12 protein-coding genes are annotated in these 17789 nt (G+C 35.6%); 2 read left to right on the top strand and 10 right to left on the bottom strand.

All coding sequences use genetic code 11. The annotated features are described in order from the left end of the window. Positions 1–122: 122 nt before the first annotated feature. On the top strand, positions 123–1118 hold the full coding sequence (locus J0383_RS12335) for an NAD(P)H-dependent glycerol-3-phosphate dehydrogenase (RefSeq protein ID WP_207294349.1): 996 nt from the start codon (positions 123–125) through the stop codon (positions 1116–1118). 193 nt (positions 1119–1311) lie between these two features. Here the strand turns inward: J0383_RS12335 and J0383_RS12330 are convergent, their stop codons facing one another. The 4 genes from J0383_RS12330 to J0383_RS12315 form a co-directional block, all read right to left on the bottom strand. Beyond that, entirely contained in the window at positions 1312–1719 is a 408-nt protein-coding gene (locus J0383_RS12330) for a hypothetical protein (protein WP_207294348.1), read from the bottom strand. 90 nt (positions 1720–1809) lie between these two features. Next, positions 1810–2829 (bottom strand): phenylalanine--tRNA ligase subunit alpha, encoded by a 1020-nt coding sequence (pheS, locus tag J0383_RS12325; protein ID WP_207294347.1) that lies wholly within the window; start codon positions 2827–2829, stop codon positions 1810–1812. A 138-nt stretch (positions 2830–2967) separates the two neighbouring features. Next, positions 2968–3417: a hypothetical protein gene (locus J0383_RS12320; protein WP_239023068.1), complete on the bottom strand. Its 450-nt coding sequence runs from the start codon at positions 3415–3417 to the stop codon at positions 2968–2970. A gap of 153 nt (positions 3418–3570) precedes the next feature. Then, positions 3571–3927, bottom strand: a complete 357-nt coding sequence (locus J0383_RS12315) for a hypothetical protein (RefSeq protein WP_207294345.1) — start codon at positions 3925–3927, stop codon at positions 3571–3573. Positions 3928–4321: 394 nt separating this feature from the next. Between J0383_RS12315 and J0383_RS12310 the strand changes: the two genes are divergently transcribed. Next, positions 4322–4867 (top strand): CvpA family protein, encoded by a 546-nt coding sequence (locus tag J0383_RS12310; RefSeq protein ID WP_207294344.1) that lies wholly within the window; start codon positions 4322–4324, stop codon positions 4865–4867. Positions 4868–5120: 253 nt separating this feature from the next. Here J0383_RS12310 and J0383_RS12305 read toward each other — a convergent pair whose 3' ends face one another. From J0383_RS12305 to J0383_RS12280, 6 genes are all read right to left on the bottom strand, one after another. Beyond that, positions 5121–7529 carry a glycoside hydrolase family 95 protein gene (locus tag J0383_RS12305; RefSeq protein WP_207294343.1) on the bottom strand — a complete coding sequence of 803 codons (2409 nt, stop codon included), beginning with the start codon at positions 7527–7529 and terminating at the stop codon, positions 5121–5123. A gap of 220 nt (positions 7530–7749) precedes the next feature. Further along, positions 7750–9696, bottom strand: coding sequence for a sialate O-acetylesterase (locus J0383_RS12300; RefSeq protein WP_207294342.1), 1947 nt, complete (start codon positions 9694–9696; stop codon positions 7750–7752). 113 nt (positions 9697–9809) lie between these two features. Continuing rightward, positions 9810–11309 (bottom strand): cellulase family glycosylhydrolase, encoded by a 1500-nt coding sequence (locus J0383_RS12295; protein ID WP_207294341.1) that lies wholly within the window; start codon positions 11307–11309, stop codon positions 9810–9812. Positions 11310–11454: 145 nt separating this feature from the next. Continuing rightward, positions 11455–13692: a glycoside hydrolase family 3 C-terminal domain-containing protein gene (locus tag J0383_RS12290; protein ID WP_207294340.1), complete on the bottom strand. Its 2238-nt coding sequence runs from the start codon at positions 13690–13692 to the stop codon at positions 11455–11457. A 296-nt stretch (positions 13693–13988) separates the two neighbouring features. Continuing rightward, entirely contained in the window at positions 13989–15551 is a 1563-nt protein-coding gene (locus tag J0383_RS12285) for a GH39 family glycosyl hydrolase (RefSeq protein WP_207294339.1), read from the bottom strand. Positions 15552–15663: 112 nt separating this feature from the next. After that, positions 15664–17670 (bottom strand): glycoside hydrolase family 97 protein, encoded by a 2007-nt coding sequence (locus J0383_RS12280; protein ID WP_207294338.1) that lies wholly within the window; start codon positions 17668–17670, stop codon positions 15664–15666. Positions 17671–17789: the final 119 nt, after the last annotated feature.

Here is a 17789-nt window from a genome sequence, read left to right as displayed (position 1 = left end):
TTTTATTTTTAGGTAAAACCAACTGAAAACCATTGTATTTAAAGGTGATTTATAAATTTCTTAAATCAGATTTTATGTTATTATTACATTATTAAGTACTTTTGTTTCAAATTAATAAAATAATGAGTGAAAAATTAAAATTTGCAGTAATTGGTGGTGGAAGCTGGGCAACGGCAATTGCAAAAATGTTATGCGTTAATCTTTCCGAAATTGCGTGGTATATGCGTAATGAGTCTGCCATAGAGCATATTCAGAAATACAAACACAATCCAAACTATTTAAGTTCAGTTGAATTTGACATTAACAAACTCAAATTAACAAGCAATATAAATGAGGCTATTGAATACGCAGATTATATCATTTTTGCTATTCCTTCAGCTTTCTTAGATGCCGAACTTCAAAATATGACAGTTTCGCTGTCTGATAAAATTATATTTTCAGCTATTAAAGGAATTGTGCCCGAAACCAGTTTAATTGTTGGTGAGCATTTCCATATTCAATACGATATCCCCTATTACAATATTGGAGTAATTACTGGTCCTTGCCACGCCGAAGAAGTAGCATTAGAAAGACTTTCTTATTTAACTATTGCGTGTGGAGATCCTGATAAAGCCAAAATCGTGGCTAAGTCACTTTCAGGAAATTATATCAAAGCTAAAATTTCAGACGATATCATCGGAACTGAATATGCGGCGATGCTGAAAAACATTTATTCGATTGCTGCCGGAATTGCACATGGTTTAGGTTATGGCGATAACTTCCAGTCGGTTTTAATGAGTAATGCGATTCGTGAGATGAAGAAATTCATTAGAAAAGTACACAAAATGAAACGTAACATTAATGATTCAGCTTATTTGGGCGATTTATTGGTTACAGGATATTCGGTTTTCTCAAGAAATAGAATGTTCGGAAACATGATAGGAAAAGGATATACTGTAAAAAGCGCTATGATGGAAATGAGCATGGTTGCCGAAGGTTATTACGCCACAAAAAGCGCTTATAAACTCAATCAAGGCTACGGTGCCAAAACGCCAATTATCGATGCGGTTTACGCTGTTTTATATGATGGAAAAGATGCCAAAACAGTTTTCAAGAAATTAACGGAGTCTTTGGATTAATCTTTCTAGACTCGATAGAAGAAAGAATCAAGAGGAAGATTTTTTGCAAAATTAGAAGAAAGAAGCAAGAGGAAAGATTTTTCTTTTTGTGCAGAAAATAAAAAAGAGCCAAACTGAATTTACAGTCTTGGCTCTTTCTCTTTTATTCTATCTTAAAGAAGTCTTTTCTCTTGCTTCTTTCTTCTTTAAAAATCTATTTCACCATTACCCCTTCAACAAACAAAATCGGTACTTCTTCAGTATTATTTTCATTGATTGAATTGGCTTTAAAAATGAACTTCTGGTCGTATAGAGTATTTCCGATGAAGAACGTTACCATAAATTCGTTATTAAGCGCCAAAAGGCTTTTTTCTACTAATTCTATCTTCACAACAGAAACCGAAGGAACTTCAACAAAAGCATGACGTAAAATAGACGTCTTTTTCATTTCGCCGTCGATTGTTCCAAATGCTTTTGAAACCACCATTACGCTGTCTAAGTTAAAATCGCTGTCGTTAACTAAATAAGCGTACCACACTTTTTCCATAAAATCGTCGCTCCATTCCTGCACTGCAGCAAGAAACACGTTTTCAACTTCTGGAATTATTATATCTTTTTTCATATTAGTCGAAAGTTTGAAAGTCATAAAGTCGAAAGTCAAAAACCTACTCTGAGGCTTTCAACTTTCGACTTTACGACTTTATGGCTTAAATTATATATTTGCTTTAAATTGCTCTAAGAAACGAACATCATTTTCGTAGAACATACGGATATCTCCAATTTGGTATAAAAGCATTGCAATACGCTCTACTCCCATTCCGAAAGCAAATCCGTTGTATTCGTCTGGGTTGATGTCACAATTTTTAAGAACATTTGGATCTACCATTCCGCAGCCTCCAATTTCTAACCAGCCCGTTCCTTTGGTAATTCTGTAATCGGTTTCTGTTTTTAATCCCCAATAGATATCAATTTCAGCACTTGGCTCTGTAAATGGGAAATACGACGGACGAAGACGAATTTTAGATTTTCCGAACATTTCTTTAGTGAAATAAAGTAACGTTTGTTTCAAATCGGCGAAAGAAACATCTTTGTCAATGTACAATCCTTCCACTTGATGGAAAATACAGTGCGAACGAGATGAAATTGCTTCATTACGGAAAACACGTCCCGGTGAAATCGTACGGATTGGCGGTTTGTGATTTTCCATATAACGCACCTGAACCGATGATGTATGCGTACGCAACAAGACATCTGGATTGGTTTGAATGAAAAACGTATCCTGCATATCACGCGCTGGGTGATATTCTGGCAAGTTCAATGCCGTAAAGTTATGCCAGTCGTCTTCGATTTCTGGACCTTCAGAAACGTTGAATCCGATATTGGCAAAAATATCTATAATCTGATTTTTAACGATAGAAATAGGATGGCGAGAACCAATAAGAACCGGTTCTGCTGCACGTGTTAAATCACCAAAAACACCTACACTTTCTTCTTTACTTTCAAGTTCTTCCTGAATAACTCTTACTTTTTCTTCGGCAACCGCTTTAAGAGTATTAATTACTTGTCCAAAATCTTTTTTCTGATCGTTTGGAATATTTTTAAACTCCGCAAAAAGTTCCTTTAATAACCCCTTACTTCCTAAATATTTAATTCGGAATTGCTCTAAAGATTCTTTGTTTTTATCATTAAAGGCTTTAGCTTCCTCTATATGTTGTTTTATCTTATCTATCATTTTCCTTCAATAATTGAAATACAAATTTAGTCTTTTTAGTTTAAAGTGCGCAGTCACAGCAACAGTTTTAAGAATTCTGCAAACCTATTTAACGAATCACAGCTAATTTTTAAATGATTATTATTTGCTGACCTGTAATTATTTTATAAGATTTATTTTCTCTTCGATTTCTTTTATTTTTTGATGCCAATAATCCAGTCCTTTTTGATTCGTAACTATTTCTTTTTTGTAATTTGAAGAAATCTCTCCTAATTTAGACCAGTTTCTATTATAATCCTGTTCTTTTTCTTTTTTGGTAGAAGGCTCTACTCTATTGCGCCAGAATTCCATATTCTTGAGATATGTTTTTTTTATCTCTTCGAAATATTCAATTAGTTTTTCTTTCGAATTCGGAATATAACCTGGTCCGCTGCAACCGCAAGAATGAAAAGTAATGCCAACAGAATACAGACTTTTAAGATGTTCCCATTTCTTTAAATCGTCCTTTTTTGGCGATTCAAAATCCAATCCCATATTGGCCATTAATTCTCCACACTCGGGGCATTTGGCTTCAAAAACCGACTTTTCTCCTTTTTTTATATCTCCCATCAATCTTCTTTTAAATGTCTTTCGACAATTAAAACAAGCGTAATGAGGTTTATAAGCTGTCATTGCGTATCTGCACATATTTTTTCACGTTTTCAGTCGCGGTTTTCAGTCTCAGTACTGCAAACTGCGACTGCGACTGAAAACTATAAAAAACTACTCAATAAGTTTTCTTTCTAAAAAATAATTTACAATCGCTTCTTTCATTAAAACTGATTGTTCACCTGCTTTTAACGAAGGCAATTGTTCTTTTATTTTATAATGCGGCCAACCTTCTTCATCAAAATATTCGAATTCGTAAAATCCGTATGGTTCCAGCAATCGGCAGATTGCAATGTGCATTAAATTTAGTTTTTCATCTTTTTTGTATTGACGGTGCACTTTTCCATATTCCTGAACTCCGATTAAGTAAATTATAGAGTCCAAATCTAAATCTTCGCCTTGCGAAAATTGATTGGAAAGTATATCAACGAGCTTTTCCCATCGCTCTTTTAATTGTGTATCTCTAGACATTTAATTTTTGATTTTTGATTGTAGATTTTAGATTGCGGATTAAAAAATATAATCCTGAAGGCTCAGAATCGCAATCTAACTCTAAAATTAGATTTGCAAAGATACATAGTTCAAATGCAAACACATTAAAAAATTTAAACACGTAGAAACATAGTTTAAAAAAATGAAGAAGAGAAAATTTAAAAAAACAAGTTTTACACATCGCTATATTTGCTAAAATAAGTGAAACGCCTTTTCACAAAGAAAAAACTATGATTCTATGTGTTTAAAACATATTCAAGTAAATCAAAATAAACCTTTGCCGCTTTATAATTCTGAACCTTTGCCACTTTGAAACCTTTGTCCCTCAAAAAAAAATCTATCTTTGCGCCTCATTAAACACCAAACCCAAAACATGAGTTTTTTTGATATTATCGTCGGTGCGCTTTTGTGTTACAGTTTATACAAAGGCATTAAAAACGGACTTTTTGTAGAAGTTGCTTCTTTTATTTCGCTGTTATTAGGCATTTATCTTGCGATTAAATTTTCTTCTTTAATGACGGGAATGATTTCAAAACATGTTTCTTGGAATCCGACTAATATTCAGATCACGGCTTTTATCTTAACTTTTATTCTGGTTGTCATTGGAGTTTATTTCTTGGCCAAAATCCTAACCGGAATTGCCGATTTTGCCATGTTAGGCTGGATGAATAAGTTAGGTGGCGGATTTTTCAGAGTCTTAAAAACCATTCTGATTCTGAGTATTTTTATTGCTTTGTTCGAAAAAATCAATTTCAACAACACTTTTGCCAAACAAGAAACTTTGGATAAATCTATTTTTTACAATCCGGTGAAAAAAGTCGCGGCTTTTGTTTATCCGTCAATCGAAAAATGGTACGAAAGTTTTAAAAAAGAGCATTCTCAGAAACCTGAAGAAAAAGAAAATTCAGAGAAAGGATAATTATTATTTGTTTTTTAAAAGCCTTAAAGAGGCGAAATATCTATAGAATTTAAATCATCTAAATTCAAAGAGCTCCAGCGGAGCGACATAAATTCACAAACTAATATGTCGCTCCGCTGGAGCTCATTTTGAAAACAAAACCCGACAGGTTTTAAAAACCTGTCGGATTTATTTTATCGTTTGTCAGGCTGAGCGGAGTCGAAGCCCAGTCCCAATTGGAGCGCCCTTACTTCGTTCAGGGTGACAATAATTATTAAAAATTAACCTCTTTCTTCTCTCCTTTTTTCAAAACGATTTCCTGTTTTTTATCACCGAAAATCAAAATCGTTTTTCCTCCATTTTTTGAAGAAACCATTACTTTTTGTGGTTTTTTATTACTCCATTCCATCTCAATTTCGAAACCGCCTCTAGCGCAAATTCCTTTTGCAGAACCTTCTTCCCAAGCATCTGGCAAAGCAGGAAGCAATCGGATTTCGTTTTCGTTTGACTGAATTAACATTTCTGCAACGGCTGCAGCGCCTCCAAAATTTCCATCAATTTGAAATGGCGGATGTGCGTCGAATAAATTCGGATACGTTCCTCCACCTCTTCTTGGTTTGTCTGTTTTTTTTCCGTCTGGATCAACGTAACGCAATAATTCGCGGTACATTTTGTAAGCGCGATTTCCGTCCCAAAGTCTTGCCCAAAGATTGATTCTCCAGCCTTTTGACCAGCCGGTGGTTTCATCTCCTTTTATCTCTAAAGTTTTCTTAGAAGCTTCTGCCAAATCTGGCGTTTTCAAAGGCGTGATATGATCGCCAGGAAAAAGCCCAAATAAATGTGATTGATGACGGTGCTTTGGATCATTATCGTCCCAATCAAAATACCATTCCTGTAGATTTCCTTTTTTGCCAATTTGATACGGATGAAGTTTAGCCAATGCTTTTTCTAATTTATCTCTGAAAGCAGCATCCGTATTCAACACTTTTGAAGCTTTTATCGTTTTATCAAAACATTCACGAATCATCGCTAAATCAGCAGTTCCTCCATACATTGTTGCACCAACAAAACCATCTGCTAATCTATATTGGTTTTCTGGCGAAGTGGATGGCGATGTAATGAGATTTCCATTTTTATCGGTTACCAGCCAGCCCAAACAAAATTCTGCCGCGCCTTTCATTAACGGATAACCTTCTTTTTTTAAGTAATTTAGGTCTTGAGTAAAAGTATAATGCTCCCAAATATGTGTGCTTAGCCATGCTTGTGCCATTGGCCAGCATGCCCACATTGGATCTTCTTTTCCAAATTGTCCAACGGGATTCGTCATCGCCCAAATGTCTGAATTATGCGCCGCTGCCCAACCTTCATTTACTCCATAAAAAGTCTTTGCTGTAATTTTTCCGTTTACCGAAAGGTTTTTTATAAAACTCAAAAGAGACTGATGCATTTCTGAAAGATTGGTGTTTTCTGCCAGCCAATAATTTTCTTCCAGATTAATATTCATCGTATAATTACTGCTCCAAGGCGGATTCACATACGGATTCCAAAGTCCTTGTAAATTGGCAGGAACACCCAAAGTTCGTGAAGAACTGATTAGTAAATATCGCCCGAAATTGAAATACAAAATTTCTAGATTTTTATCTTCTTTTCCGTCTGCGTAACGCAATAAACGTTCGTCTGTTGGTAAATCTGGAGCGGTTGTTTTACCCAGATTCAAATCAACACGATTGAAGAATTTTTGATAATCGGCAATGTGATTTTCCTTTAGTTTGTCGAATGGTTTAGCATACGCTTTATTAAGATTTTGCAAAGCAATTGATACATCGTCTACACCTTCGGTAGCTGGATTTTTGTCAAAGCCGTTAAAACTGGTTGCCACCGAAACATAAATATAAACTTCAGATGCATTTTTTATGGTTAATGCTGTTCTTGAACTGGTAAGCTGTCCGTCTACTTTTTTGACTTGCAGTAAAGTTGTAAATCTTGTTCCTCTTTCTGGAATCTGTAAATATTTTTCTTGGACTTTATATCCTGCATTTTCATGAATTGGCGCTGTGCCGTTCATTACCAAAACATTGTTTCGAACTGAAACTTCCGATTTTAATAAACTTTTTAAACTAATGTCGAAGTTTAAAGCACCTTTCTCACTACTTGTCAATTTAATAACCATGATTTGATCTGGAGCAGAAACAAAATATTCGCGCGTGTATTTTACGCCGTCCATTTCATATGTCACTTTTGATGTTGCGTTGGCAAGATCCAATTCTCGGTAATAATTGGTCGCTTTTCCTTTCTCTGAATTGTTGACTTCTAATGTTCCCAAAGGCGCATACGATTCTGAGTTTTTTCCTTGAACTTTTTTGTTCAGTTCCTCTGCTAGTTTATAATTTTCGTTTTTTAAGGCATCGCGAATTGCGGGAATATTTTTATAAGCTTCCGGACTCATATTGGCGTTTACGGGTTCGCCCGACCAAAGTGTAATATCATTCAAATAAATTTTATCTGAATTCACGCCGCCAAAAACCGTTGCTCCCATTTTTCCGTTTCCTAAAACTAAACTTTCTTCAAAGAATTCTGCGGGCTGTTTGTACCACAAAACATTTTTGGATTGTGCCGAAATGGTTGTTCCGTAAAATGTGAGAAGTAAGATGAAAAATGTTTTTTTGATGAAACTTGAATGCATTGGGTTTTATTTTAATGTTATAATCAGATGTTCCTCTGGAACATTCTCGCAATTTGTTTATTTAACCAACGGATTTCATCCGTTGCTACCGACCAGATGTTCCTAACGGAACATTTTCACGATTTTTTTTACCAATGGATTTCATCCGTTGCTACCGACGAATTGTTCCTAACGGAACATATTGGTATTAGTTAAAAAGCTATTTGCTAACTACTTTTCACTACTTACTCACTTTATAAATTTCGTTTGCCGTAATCATTTCCCAATTATCGGTTCTGAATGGTGATGCAGGGAATTTTTCTTTATTGAAAAGATTGATCGCCGTATCGTCGTCTGCCCAACCGTAATGCACGGCAACTGGATTTTGAACTTGATCACTTGAAACGATTATTTTGTTGTCTTTGATGATCGCTTTCGCGGAATGAAAAACTTTGTCTGCACCTGCAATCTCAAATCCTTTTAATTCATCGCTATTTGGCGTTGATAGTCCGCTGCCGATGTTATCGAAAGTCAGGATAATTTGGTTTCCTTTTATTTCCTGAAATTTATACGTTGGTCCGCTGTGAACTTGTTTTTTACCGTAAATATTGTTCATTGCAATCGCTGCCAAACGCAGACCAATATCTTGTTTGTTGGTTGGGTGAATGTCTTTTGCATTTCCAATGTCAGTTGTAACCGCCATTCCTGTGTTTGGTAATTTCAAAGTTTCAGATTGTGCTTCGCGAAGTTCTGCCCAACGGCTTCCTTTTTGACTGTTGCCGCCAAATTCGTCGAAAGTTGATAATTGCACAAAATAGAATGGAAAATTGCCTTGTTTGAATTTGGTTCTCCAATCATTAATCAATAATGGAAAAGCTTTTTTGTATTGTTTTGCTCTCCAAACATTCGCCTCTCCTTGATACCACAGAACACCTTGAATCGCATAAGGAACTAAAGGATTCAACATGGCATTGTACAATAGCGACGGATAACTGTTTGGCGATAATGCCGTTTTGACCACAATAACTCTAAATTTCCAATTTCCGTCAAGCGGAATAACTTTAGTTCCTATTGTTAATTTCAAATCTTGGGATTCTCCATAAATACCTCCGCCTCCACTGTTATCTACAATTCTAACGGCAATTACATTTTTTCCTTCTTTTAAAATATTGTCTGGAACTGTGTATACTCTTTTTAAATCATATTGTGTATTTCGCCCCACTTCAATTCCGTTTACATAGGTAACATCTTCGTCATCGATTTTTGCTAGACTTAAAATTGCTTTGTTTTTAATATCTTCTGCGGTTAAGGTAATTGTTTTACGCATCCAAACCACACCATCTAAATCGCCAAGCGGTTGATTTTCCCATAAACTCGGTGTTTTTAAATCGCCCCAATTTTTATCCTCGAAAGAAAGTTCTTTAAATGTATTTTCGTTTGCAGTACTTACTTCTGTTCCTTGAATCTTTTCGACTCTTTCTTTCATTTTTTGGGCGTACAGTTTCGAAATTGAATCCACGTTCATCACGGGAACATCGGCAATCATTGATTTAAAATCAGGACTATTTTGAAACGCTTCACGGCTTGTCCAAGTTTCTACATTGGTTCCGCCCCAAGAAGTATTGATGATTCCGATTGGAATTTTTAATTCTGAATATAATTTTCTGGCGAAATAATAGCCGACAGCTGTAAAGTTCCCTACGTTTTGTTTGGTAGCTTCTTCCCATTTCCCTTGTTTTAAATCTTCTTTTGGGGTTCCGCTTAAATCCTGCGCTATACCAAAATGACGAATCATTGAATAATTGGCGTCTGCAATTTCTTTTTCAGCATTCATGGTTTTGGAAACTTGAAATTCCATATTCGATTGTCCGCTGCAAATCCAAACTTCTCCAACCAAAACATTTTTGATGGTAATTTTATTTTTTCCGATTACAACCAATTCGAATGGTCCGCCGGCTTTTTCGGCAGCTAAATTTACCGTCCATTTTCCGTTTTTATCGGCTGTTGTTTTCTTAATTTGTTTGTTGAAATGAATTTCTATACTTTCATTGGCATCGGCAAAACCCCAAATCGGAATTTGCTTGTCTCTTTGCAACACCATTCCGTCAGAAAAAAGTATAGGCATTCGTACATTAGCGCTAGATATTGCACTAATTATCAATAAAATAAAAACTATTAACTTTTTCATTTATTCTAATTTTATTTTTTTGAACCATATAATTGATATAAGTAAATTTAAGATTATCCTTTTCATTGAATTTATATTTACTTATATCAATTATATGGTTTTATAACATTTTTTTACTTTAATCCGTCGATTAATGCGTTTAAAGCTTGTGTGTCGAAGACGGTATTGTTGGTTCTGTTTATGATTCCGAAACCGTTATTTCCTAAGCTTCCTTCGTCCCAATAAAACGGCAATAAACCGTTTGCTTTTGCAGTTTTTACCACTGTTTTTAAATAATAGGCTCTAGAATTTAAATGCAAAGTCAGCGCGTCTCCCGTTAAAGTGGTTCTTCGGATTGCTCCAAATTCTCCTAACAAAACAGGAATTCCTTTATCGACAAACTGCGTTTTCATCAATTTGAAATTCTTTTCTAAATCGGCTTCTTCGCCCCAATTTGCATTTCGTTCGGTATCGGTTGTAGAATGAAATCCTGAACCCCAATAATAGAACATTTTACCCCAAGTTTCGTCTTTGGTTAATCCAGCAAAATTCCACGGAGAATAATAATGCACTTCGACCATCATTTTATTTGCCGTCTTATCTGTTGGCAATGTAGTCATTAATTTGTTTGTTTTTTCAATATCTGTCGTTGGACCTTGAACAACTAACACTCGATTAGCATTTTTTCCTCCTGTTGAACGAACGGCATCAATAAAAGTTTGATGATAAGACATTAAAACTGCCATTTGCGTTGCATCTTCAACCGCTGGTTCGTTGACACTCGCAAAAAGCAAATGTTCGTCGAATCCGCGTAAATGCGTGGCGATTTGTTCCCAAAAAGCTTTTTGTTTGGCATTATTTTCTACTTTTTTGGCTTCATTGATATTGTTTTCCAGCCATCCGCCGTCCCAGTGAATGTTTACTACAACGTACATATCGTTATCTACACAATATTGTACCACTTCTTTCACACGATTTAACCAATCAGTTTTGATTTTTGCTGTTGCTGCATTTTCTAAATTCTGATTCCAAGAACATGGAATTCTAATGGCATTAAATCCGTTTGCTTTTACAGCATCGATTAATGCTTTGGTCACTTTTGGATTTCCCCAAGCGGTTTCTCCTCCGGTTGCTTCCAAAGTATTTCCGATATTCCATCCTAATTTGATTTTTGCTGCCAATTCAACTGCCGAACTTGACATTCCAGAAGCATCTGCTGCAATTGGATTAGTATTATAATTCGGATATAAACTTGTCGCTACAGCCGCAGCCTGAGAAACTGAAATTGTTGCAGAAGGAACTTCGCTGCCTGATAGTGTAATCACCACATTTCGTACTGAACTCGTTGTGTTTTCTAAGGCCGTTATTTTTACAACTGTACTTCCAGAAGGTCCAGAAGTCTGATTTACTTTTATCCAAGTAACAGGATTAGTCAAAGTCCAAACAACTCCATTAGAATTAACAGTTACTTCAATTGTATTTTTTTTACTGTCAAAATCGACTTTATCTTTGTTGACACTCAGCATTTTTATACTTACTGGCGTATTGTCCTTATCTGAACTGCAAGCTAAAACGCCTAAAAAAGCAAAGCATAATATAAAACTCAGGAGATAATCTTTGATTGTTTTTTTCATTTGGTTTAAGTTTTACCAAATAGGCTTTTAAAAAATAACCATATTAAGTAATTTAAGTTCATTTAATCAAGCTTTAAATTAATATAGCAAAGATGCTTAGACGCAAAGTTTGAATGAACTTAAATTACTTATATGGTTAAAAAGACTACTTAATTGTTACTGAAATTTCTTTTTTGATGTCTCTTGAAGAAGTTCCTATTTTAATAGTATATTTTCCTGGCTCGACTGTCCATTTTTTAGCAGCAACATCATAATATGCTAGTTCTTTTACAGGAACTTTAATCGTTACTGTTTCTGAACTTCCAGATTTTACATCCACTTTTTTGAATCCTTTTAATTCTTGAGCAGCACGAGTAATTTTAGAATCCGGTTTTGAAGTATATAACTGAACCACTTCTTTTCCATCAACTTTTCCTGTGTTTTTAACGTCAACCGAAACTTCGATTACCTCATTTTGAGCAAATGAATCTTGGTTGGCTTTTGCATTTTCTAAAGCAAAAGTCGTATATGATAATCCGTAACCAAAAGGATATAACGGCGCAACATTTTTAGTATCAAACCAACGGTATCCGATTAAGATTCCTTCTGCATAATTTACTGCTTTGTCTCCAGGGAAACTGTTTGTAGCGTGTGCAGGAGAATCTTTAAGCTGTTTTGGCATTGTCCAAGGCAATTTTCCTGACGGATTTACTTTTCCTAAAATCACATCTGCCAAAGCATTTCCTCCTTCAGAACCGTTAAACCAGCTCCAAACTAAAGCTGAAGACTTTTGGCTTATTTCATTAATATCAAATGGAGCGCCAGCCACCATCACTACAATCGTTTTTGGATTAACCGCGAGAACTTGTTTGATTAATTCTTCTTGTCCGAAAGGCAAATGTAAATCTCTTCTATCAGAAGCTTCAGTTTCGTAATCACGGTTTGAACCTGCAAAAATGATGGCTACGTCTGAATTCTTAGCTGCTTCAACTGCTTCTTTTACTTTTGCAGGATCCAACTGATCGATTGTAACTGGACCGTTTGCCGTAATATTTCCTAAATTTCCTCTATTCCTTTTGTCATAACGCTCTAGATATCCTTCTGCATAATTGATTTTGATTGAAGAAGGAAGTCTGTTTTTAAGCCCTTCAAGAGGCGTAACTTCTCTTTTTGTTTTTACTCCTGCTCCAAATCCGCCCAAAGCATTTTTCTTGGTTGCGTTGTTTCCGATTACCGCAATAGATTTTACTCCGTCTAATTTTAATGGCAATGCATTGTTTTCATTTTTCAACAATACAATTGCTTCAGCTGCAATTTTGTATGCATCTTGGTAATGTGCTTCTGTTGCGATGCTTCCTTTAGCGCGCTCGCCTCCGCCCATTGCTTTTACTTGGAATAAAACTCTTAAAATACGTTTTATGTGAAGATCAATTTCTTTTTCTGAAACTTCACCCGATTTTACTGCTGCAATTAATTTATCTGCTAAGAAAAATTCGTTGAAAGGTTTTGGAGTTCCCATTTCAATATCTAAACCATTTTTCAAAGTTTTTGCTGTAGAATGTACCGCAGCCCAATCTGAAACGACAATACCTTTAAATCCCCATTCGTCACGAAGAATTTTATTCAGCATATAATCGTTTTCACATAGATATTCACCTCTAAATTTATTATACGCTCCCATGATGCTGTATGCTTTTGCTTCTTTTACAGTAGCTTCAAAAGCTGGAAGATAAATTTCGCGAAGTGTACGCTCGTCAATCTGCACATCTACAAAATCACGATTGGTTTCCTGATTGTTTGCCGCATAATGTTTCACGCACGCCATTACATCTTTTTCCTGTAAACCAACAACCAATGGCACTGCGATTTTTTTATTCAAAAATGGATCTTCTGACATGTATTCGTACGTTCTTCCTCCAAGCGGTGTTCTTACCATATTGATCGCTGGTGAAAGTAACATGTCTTTATCTCTTGCACGCAATTCTTCTCCTAAACTAGTTCCGAAAGTGTGTGCCATTTCAGCATTCCACGTTGCTGCCAACGCACCTCCCGCTGGATAATACGTTGCAAAATCGTTTGTCCATCCTGCTGGCGCCCAATTGTCACGCGAAATTTCTTCACGAACTCCTAACGGACCATCGGCCATTTTTAATTCTGGAATTCCTAAACGTTTTACGCCTGAATTGGCAAACATACTGTTACCATGAAGCATTCCGACTTTTTCTTCTAATGTCATTTGCGAAATGAGTTTGTCGATTTCGGCATCATGTTCTGTTCCTATTTCTTTTCCAACGTATTCTTCGGTCTGCACCGAATTTGAAACTGTGGTCTTCACATCATTTTTACAAGAAGCAAAAAATGCAAAAACCAAAGCGGCCGAAAGGTATATCATTTTGTTTTTCATAGATAGTTAGGTGTTTTTGAATTTAAAGATTTGATTCCTCACGCAGGTCTTTAAACCCAGTTAATATTCTTTTATGTTTGTGGTTTTATCTAAAATTATTGTTCAATCTATTGTGTAAAATTATTTTTAACACATAGAAACATAGTTTTGAGAAACTTACAAAAGTCGTTTCACTTAGAATATAATACATTAGTACTATGTGTTAAAGCTTGCTTTTTTTGTAATCTTAATCAGAAGCAATAAAAATCTATGTTTCTATGTGTTTAAATTAAATTTTATTTTGTTTCCCCAATGGATTATTGTTTAATCAAATTCAGCATTACAACATCATTTTCATTGATTTTGAATTCTCTGCTAAAAGTTCCTTTTGCATTAATTGTAATTTTTTCTGTCGAAATTGGCGCTCCGTTGTTTTTCTCTTTTAATTTATTTACCTGTTCACGAGTTAGCTGACTCGGTTTGTTCATCGCTAAATAATCCGCGTAAACATCGTTTACTTTATAACCAACTTTGTAGATTTCCAATAAATACTTTCCTTTCTTCATTCCGTCGACTTCAATTTTGACTTTTCCTTTTTCTTTTGATGGAAGATCTTTAATGTAATACGTCTGATTCAGTTCTTTATCGCCCGGATGTGTATTCATAAAATCCCACAATAAAACCTGAACATCGCCTTTAGCATTTTTTGAAGTCCAAGACGTTTTATCAGAATTTTGAAGTTCTGTTTCTCCCAATTTATTCAGTAAATAATAAGAGAAATAGGCTGGTTTTTTAATTCCCTGCGTATTCAATAATCCGAAACCACCGTGAAAAGGCGTAAATCTTGGCCCCGGTTCTTCAAATATATCAGTAAAAACCCAATACGACATTGAGTTTGCAGCGTTCCCAACTTGTTTTAATTTCTGCAAAATATACGCCGCCGAATGATAACTGTCATGAATGGGATCTGCTGGCGTGTATGAAGAACTCCATTCTGTATAATGCAGTTCCAGATTTGGCTTTGCCGATTCTGCAATCTGTTTGCGTGAATTGATCACTTCTCCGCTTACACTAAATTCATCTTTGCTCAATATCGTTCCCGAAGTTCCAAATTCGTCCAAATAGCCATGTTTTACTCCGTAAGCATGTGTCGAAATAAAATCGATCGGAAGATTATTTTTAGTGCAAAAAGCAATTGTTTCTGGAACCCAAGCCGCTCCAGCCGTTGCTGGTCCGCCGACTTTATAAGCTGGGTTTACGGCTTTTATACCGCGAGCTGCATAATCGTATAATTTATAATATTCTTCTTGAGTTCCTGTCCAAAATCCTGGCGTTAAGTTTGGCTCGTTCCACACTTCAAAATACCATGTTTTAACTTCTTCGTCTCCATAGCGTTCTTTGAAATGAGCTGTCAGATTACGGATTAAATCTTCCCATTTTTTATAATCTTTTGGAGGCGTTACATTTCCTTTCCACCAAAAAATAGTTTCTTTTCCGCTTGCCAAAGCATTCGGCATAAAACCTAATTCAACAAAAGGTTTCATTTTCAGACTTACAATAAAATCAAACAAAACGTCAACGTATTGGTAATTGTATTCTGGATTTCCTTTTTCGTCTTCGCGGTAAACTGCCATATCATCTGTCAATAAACCATGAAAACGAATGTATTTAAAATCGCATTCTTTTTTTACTAATGCCAACTGCTGCTGCCAATCGGCACGAAGTCCTTCATTTGCTCTTCCTGCACCAATGCATTCTTTGAACATGGTGTTTAGTTTGCCAGCCGTTTTATTGAAATCGACTTTTATCGTTCGGTTTTCATTTTGTGCAAACGAATGGATTGAACTAAATAAAACTGCTAGTAGTAAAAGTTTTTTCATCTGAAAATGGTTTTTTGTCTTTATCTATTTCCGTTACCAAACCCGACAGGTTTTTAAAACCTGTCGGGTTTAACTTTGCGTAAAAAGACGCAATGCAGTGCGTCTCTACAAATTATAATTTCTTGAATCTCACTGCTCCACCGCCAGCTCCACCTAAATTCAATTTTAGAGAATCTGTAGATTTTACTGTTTTCTTAGAAATGGCCACTGCTTCTGAATTGTGTTTTTGATCTGTTCCTTCGGCATCCACATAAATCTGCGCTTCGTAAGTTGCGTTTGGATCTAAGAATGACAATGAAACATTTACATTTCTAGGATTTTCGTTTGTCAAAGTTCCTAAATACCAATCGGCGCTGTTTCTGTCTTTTCTTGCTGTTGTGATGTATTCGCCAATTTTTCCTTCTAAGATTTTTGTGTCTTCCCAATCGGTCGGAACGTCTTTTAAGAATTGTAAAGCTGGTTTTCCTTCGTAGTTTTCAGGAAGATCGGCCAACATTTGAATTGGAGAGTAAATCGTAACATACAATGCCAACTGCTGCCCCACTGTTCCTTGAATTCTTTTTCCTGGGTAACCTTGTTTAACCTCAACATCGAAAATTCCTGGTGTGAAATCCATTGGACCTGAAAGTAATCTTGTAAATGGAATAATACTCAAGTGGTTTGGCGGATTTCCTTCGCTCCAAGCGTTATACTCTTGTCCGCGAGCTGCTTCTCTCGAAACCATGTTTGGATAGGTTCTTCTTTCGCCTGTATCTTTAATAGATTCGTGGTATAAAACTGCTAAATCGTATTGTGCCGTTTTTTCTAAAATGTATCTGAAATAATTCACTCCAAATTGTCCAAAGTGCATTTGTTTCATGTTTAATTTAGAACCTACGTGACCGATTTTTACGGTATGGATTCCTAGCTTTTTGTATAAAGCAAAACCTTCGTCAACTTCTTTTAAGTAGTTAATTAAGTTGGAACCTGTTTCGTGATATCCAATTAATTCGATGTTCTTTTTCTTGCCGTATTCCACTACTTTTTCTAAGTCGAAATTGTCAGCGCTTTTCGTGAAGCTGAACATGTGCATACGGTTTTCGTACCAACCTGGTGTCCAACCTTTATTCCATCCTTCGATCAATAAATGGTGAAAACCTTCTTTTGCTGTAAAATCGATATATTCTTCAGCATGTTTTGTAGTTGCACCTTGTTTGTCGCTTTCCCAGAAAGTATATTTACCAATGTGCATTCCCCACCAAATTCCTAAATATTTGTAGGGTTTGAAATAGCTGTTTGTATTCTTTAATTTGTTTGGTTCGTTCAAGTTTAAAACCAAATAAGAAGTAATTAATTCTCCTGGATTTTCTCCGATTTGAATCGTTCTCCAAGAAGAAGTAAACGAATCTTTCACGCGAACTTTTACTCCGTCAGCCCAAGGCACTAAATCTGATTTTAATTCTGTTCCTTTTGTGTTGACCAAAGTCATACTGGCAAAATCGTACAAGTTTGCTTCGTGGAAACTTAAAGCCAATCCGCTTTTGCTTTCGATAGTTAAGGGAGTTAAAACGGTATCAAGCGTACTTACTGGAGCATCTTTAAACAAATATTCGTCACGGTTTTCTCGGTTTGCTGGAATCCACCACGCTTTTCCATCTTCTTTTAAGTTGAAAGTCGTTTTTTCATCCATAATGAAAATACTGTCTTTTACATTTTGTTTTGGATACACATATCTAAAAGCCACTCCGTCGTCAAAAGCACGAAACTGAATTTGCAATTTTCTTTTGTTTCCTGTTTTTTGCTGTAAATCGACTACTAATTGATTGTAATGATTTCTGATATTTTTCTTTTCTCCCCAAACTTGTACCCAAGTTTCATCAAACGTAGAAGTTTTTGCTCCTTTGATTTCGAAGTTGGTGCTTAAGTCTTCGTTTCCTTTTAATACAAATCCCATTTCTGACGGAGAAATCACTTCGGTTTTTCCGTGAGAAACAGCGTATTTTGGAGCGTTTTTAACCAACTCAAATTTGATTTTATTTTGTCCGTTTGGCGATGCGAGTTCGTAGGCGTTTTTAGTTTTCTGACAGTATCCAACTGCAATTGAAAACAGTACGGCTGGGAGAATTAGATAGTTTTTCATGTTTTTGGGTATTATGTTTTTTTGCCTAAATGCTGGCGATATTTTTTTAACACATAGAATCATAGCTTATTGGAATCTTTAAAAAAGGCGTTTCACTTGCTTAAATTCACATAGCTTCT

This window comes from Flavobacterium endoglycinae (assembly GCF_017352115.1).
Taxonomy (GTDB): Bacteria; Bacteroidota; Bacteroidia; order Flavobacteriales; family Flavobacteriaceae; genus Flavobacterium; species Flavobacterium endoglycinae.
This window is presented reverse-complemented; position numbering and strand designations above follow the sequence as displayed.

What these genes read in the sequence shown, in the direction of transcription:
- J0383_RS12335 (WP_207294349.1), top strand. Translation starts at nt 123, where the DNA reads ATGAGTGAAAAATTAAAATTTGCAGTAATTGGTGGTGGAAGCTGGGCA.
- J0383_RS12330 (WP_207294348.1), bottom strand. Translation starts at nt 1,719, where the DNA reads ATGAAAAAAGATATAATAATTCCAGAAGTTGAAAACGTGTTTCTTGCT.
- pheS (WP_207294347.1), bottom strand. Translation starts at nt 2,829, where the DNA reads ATGATAGATAAGATAAAACAACATATAGAGGAAGCTAAAGCCTTTAAT.
- J0383_RS12320 (WP_239023068.1), bottom strand. Translation starts at nt 3,417, where the DNA reads ATGGGAGATATAAAAAAAGGAGAAAAGTCGGTTTTTGAAGCCAAATGC.
- J0383_RS12315 (WP_207294345.1), bottom strand. Translation starts at nt 3,927, where the DNA reads ATGTCTAGAGATACACAATTAAAAGAGCGATGGGAAAAGCTCGTTGAT.
- J0383_RS12310 (WP_207294344.1), top strand. Translation starts at nt 4,322, where the DNA reads ATGAGTTTTTTTGATATTATCGTCGGTGCGCTTTTGTGTTACAGTTTA.
- J0383_RS12305 (WP_207294343.1), bottom strand. Translation starts at nt 7,529, where the DNA reads ATGCATTCAAGTTTCATCAAAAAAACATTTTTCATCTTACTTCTCACA.
- J0383_RS12300 (WP_207294342.1), bottom strand. Translation starts at nt 9,696, where the DNA reads ATGAAAAAGTTAATAGTTTTTATTTTATTGATAATTAGTGCAATATCT.
- J0383_RS12295 (WP_207294341.1), bottom strand. Translation starts at nt 11,309, where the DNA reads ATGAAAAAAACAATCAAAGATTATCTCCTGAGTTTTATATTATGCTTT.
- J0383_RS12290 (WP_207294340.1), bottom strand. Translation starts at nt 13,692, where the DNA reads ATGAAAAACAAAATGATATACCTTTCGGCCGCTTTGGTTTTTGCATTT.
- J0383_RS12285 (WP_207294339.1), bottom strand. Translation starts at nt 15,551, where the DNA reads ATGAAAAAACTTTTACTACTAGCAGTTTTATTTAGTTCAATCCATTCG.
- J0383_RS12280 (WP_207294338.1), bottom strand. Translation starts at nt 17,670, where the DNA reads ATGAAAAACTATCTAATTCTCCCAGCCGTACTGTTTTCAATTGCAGTT.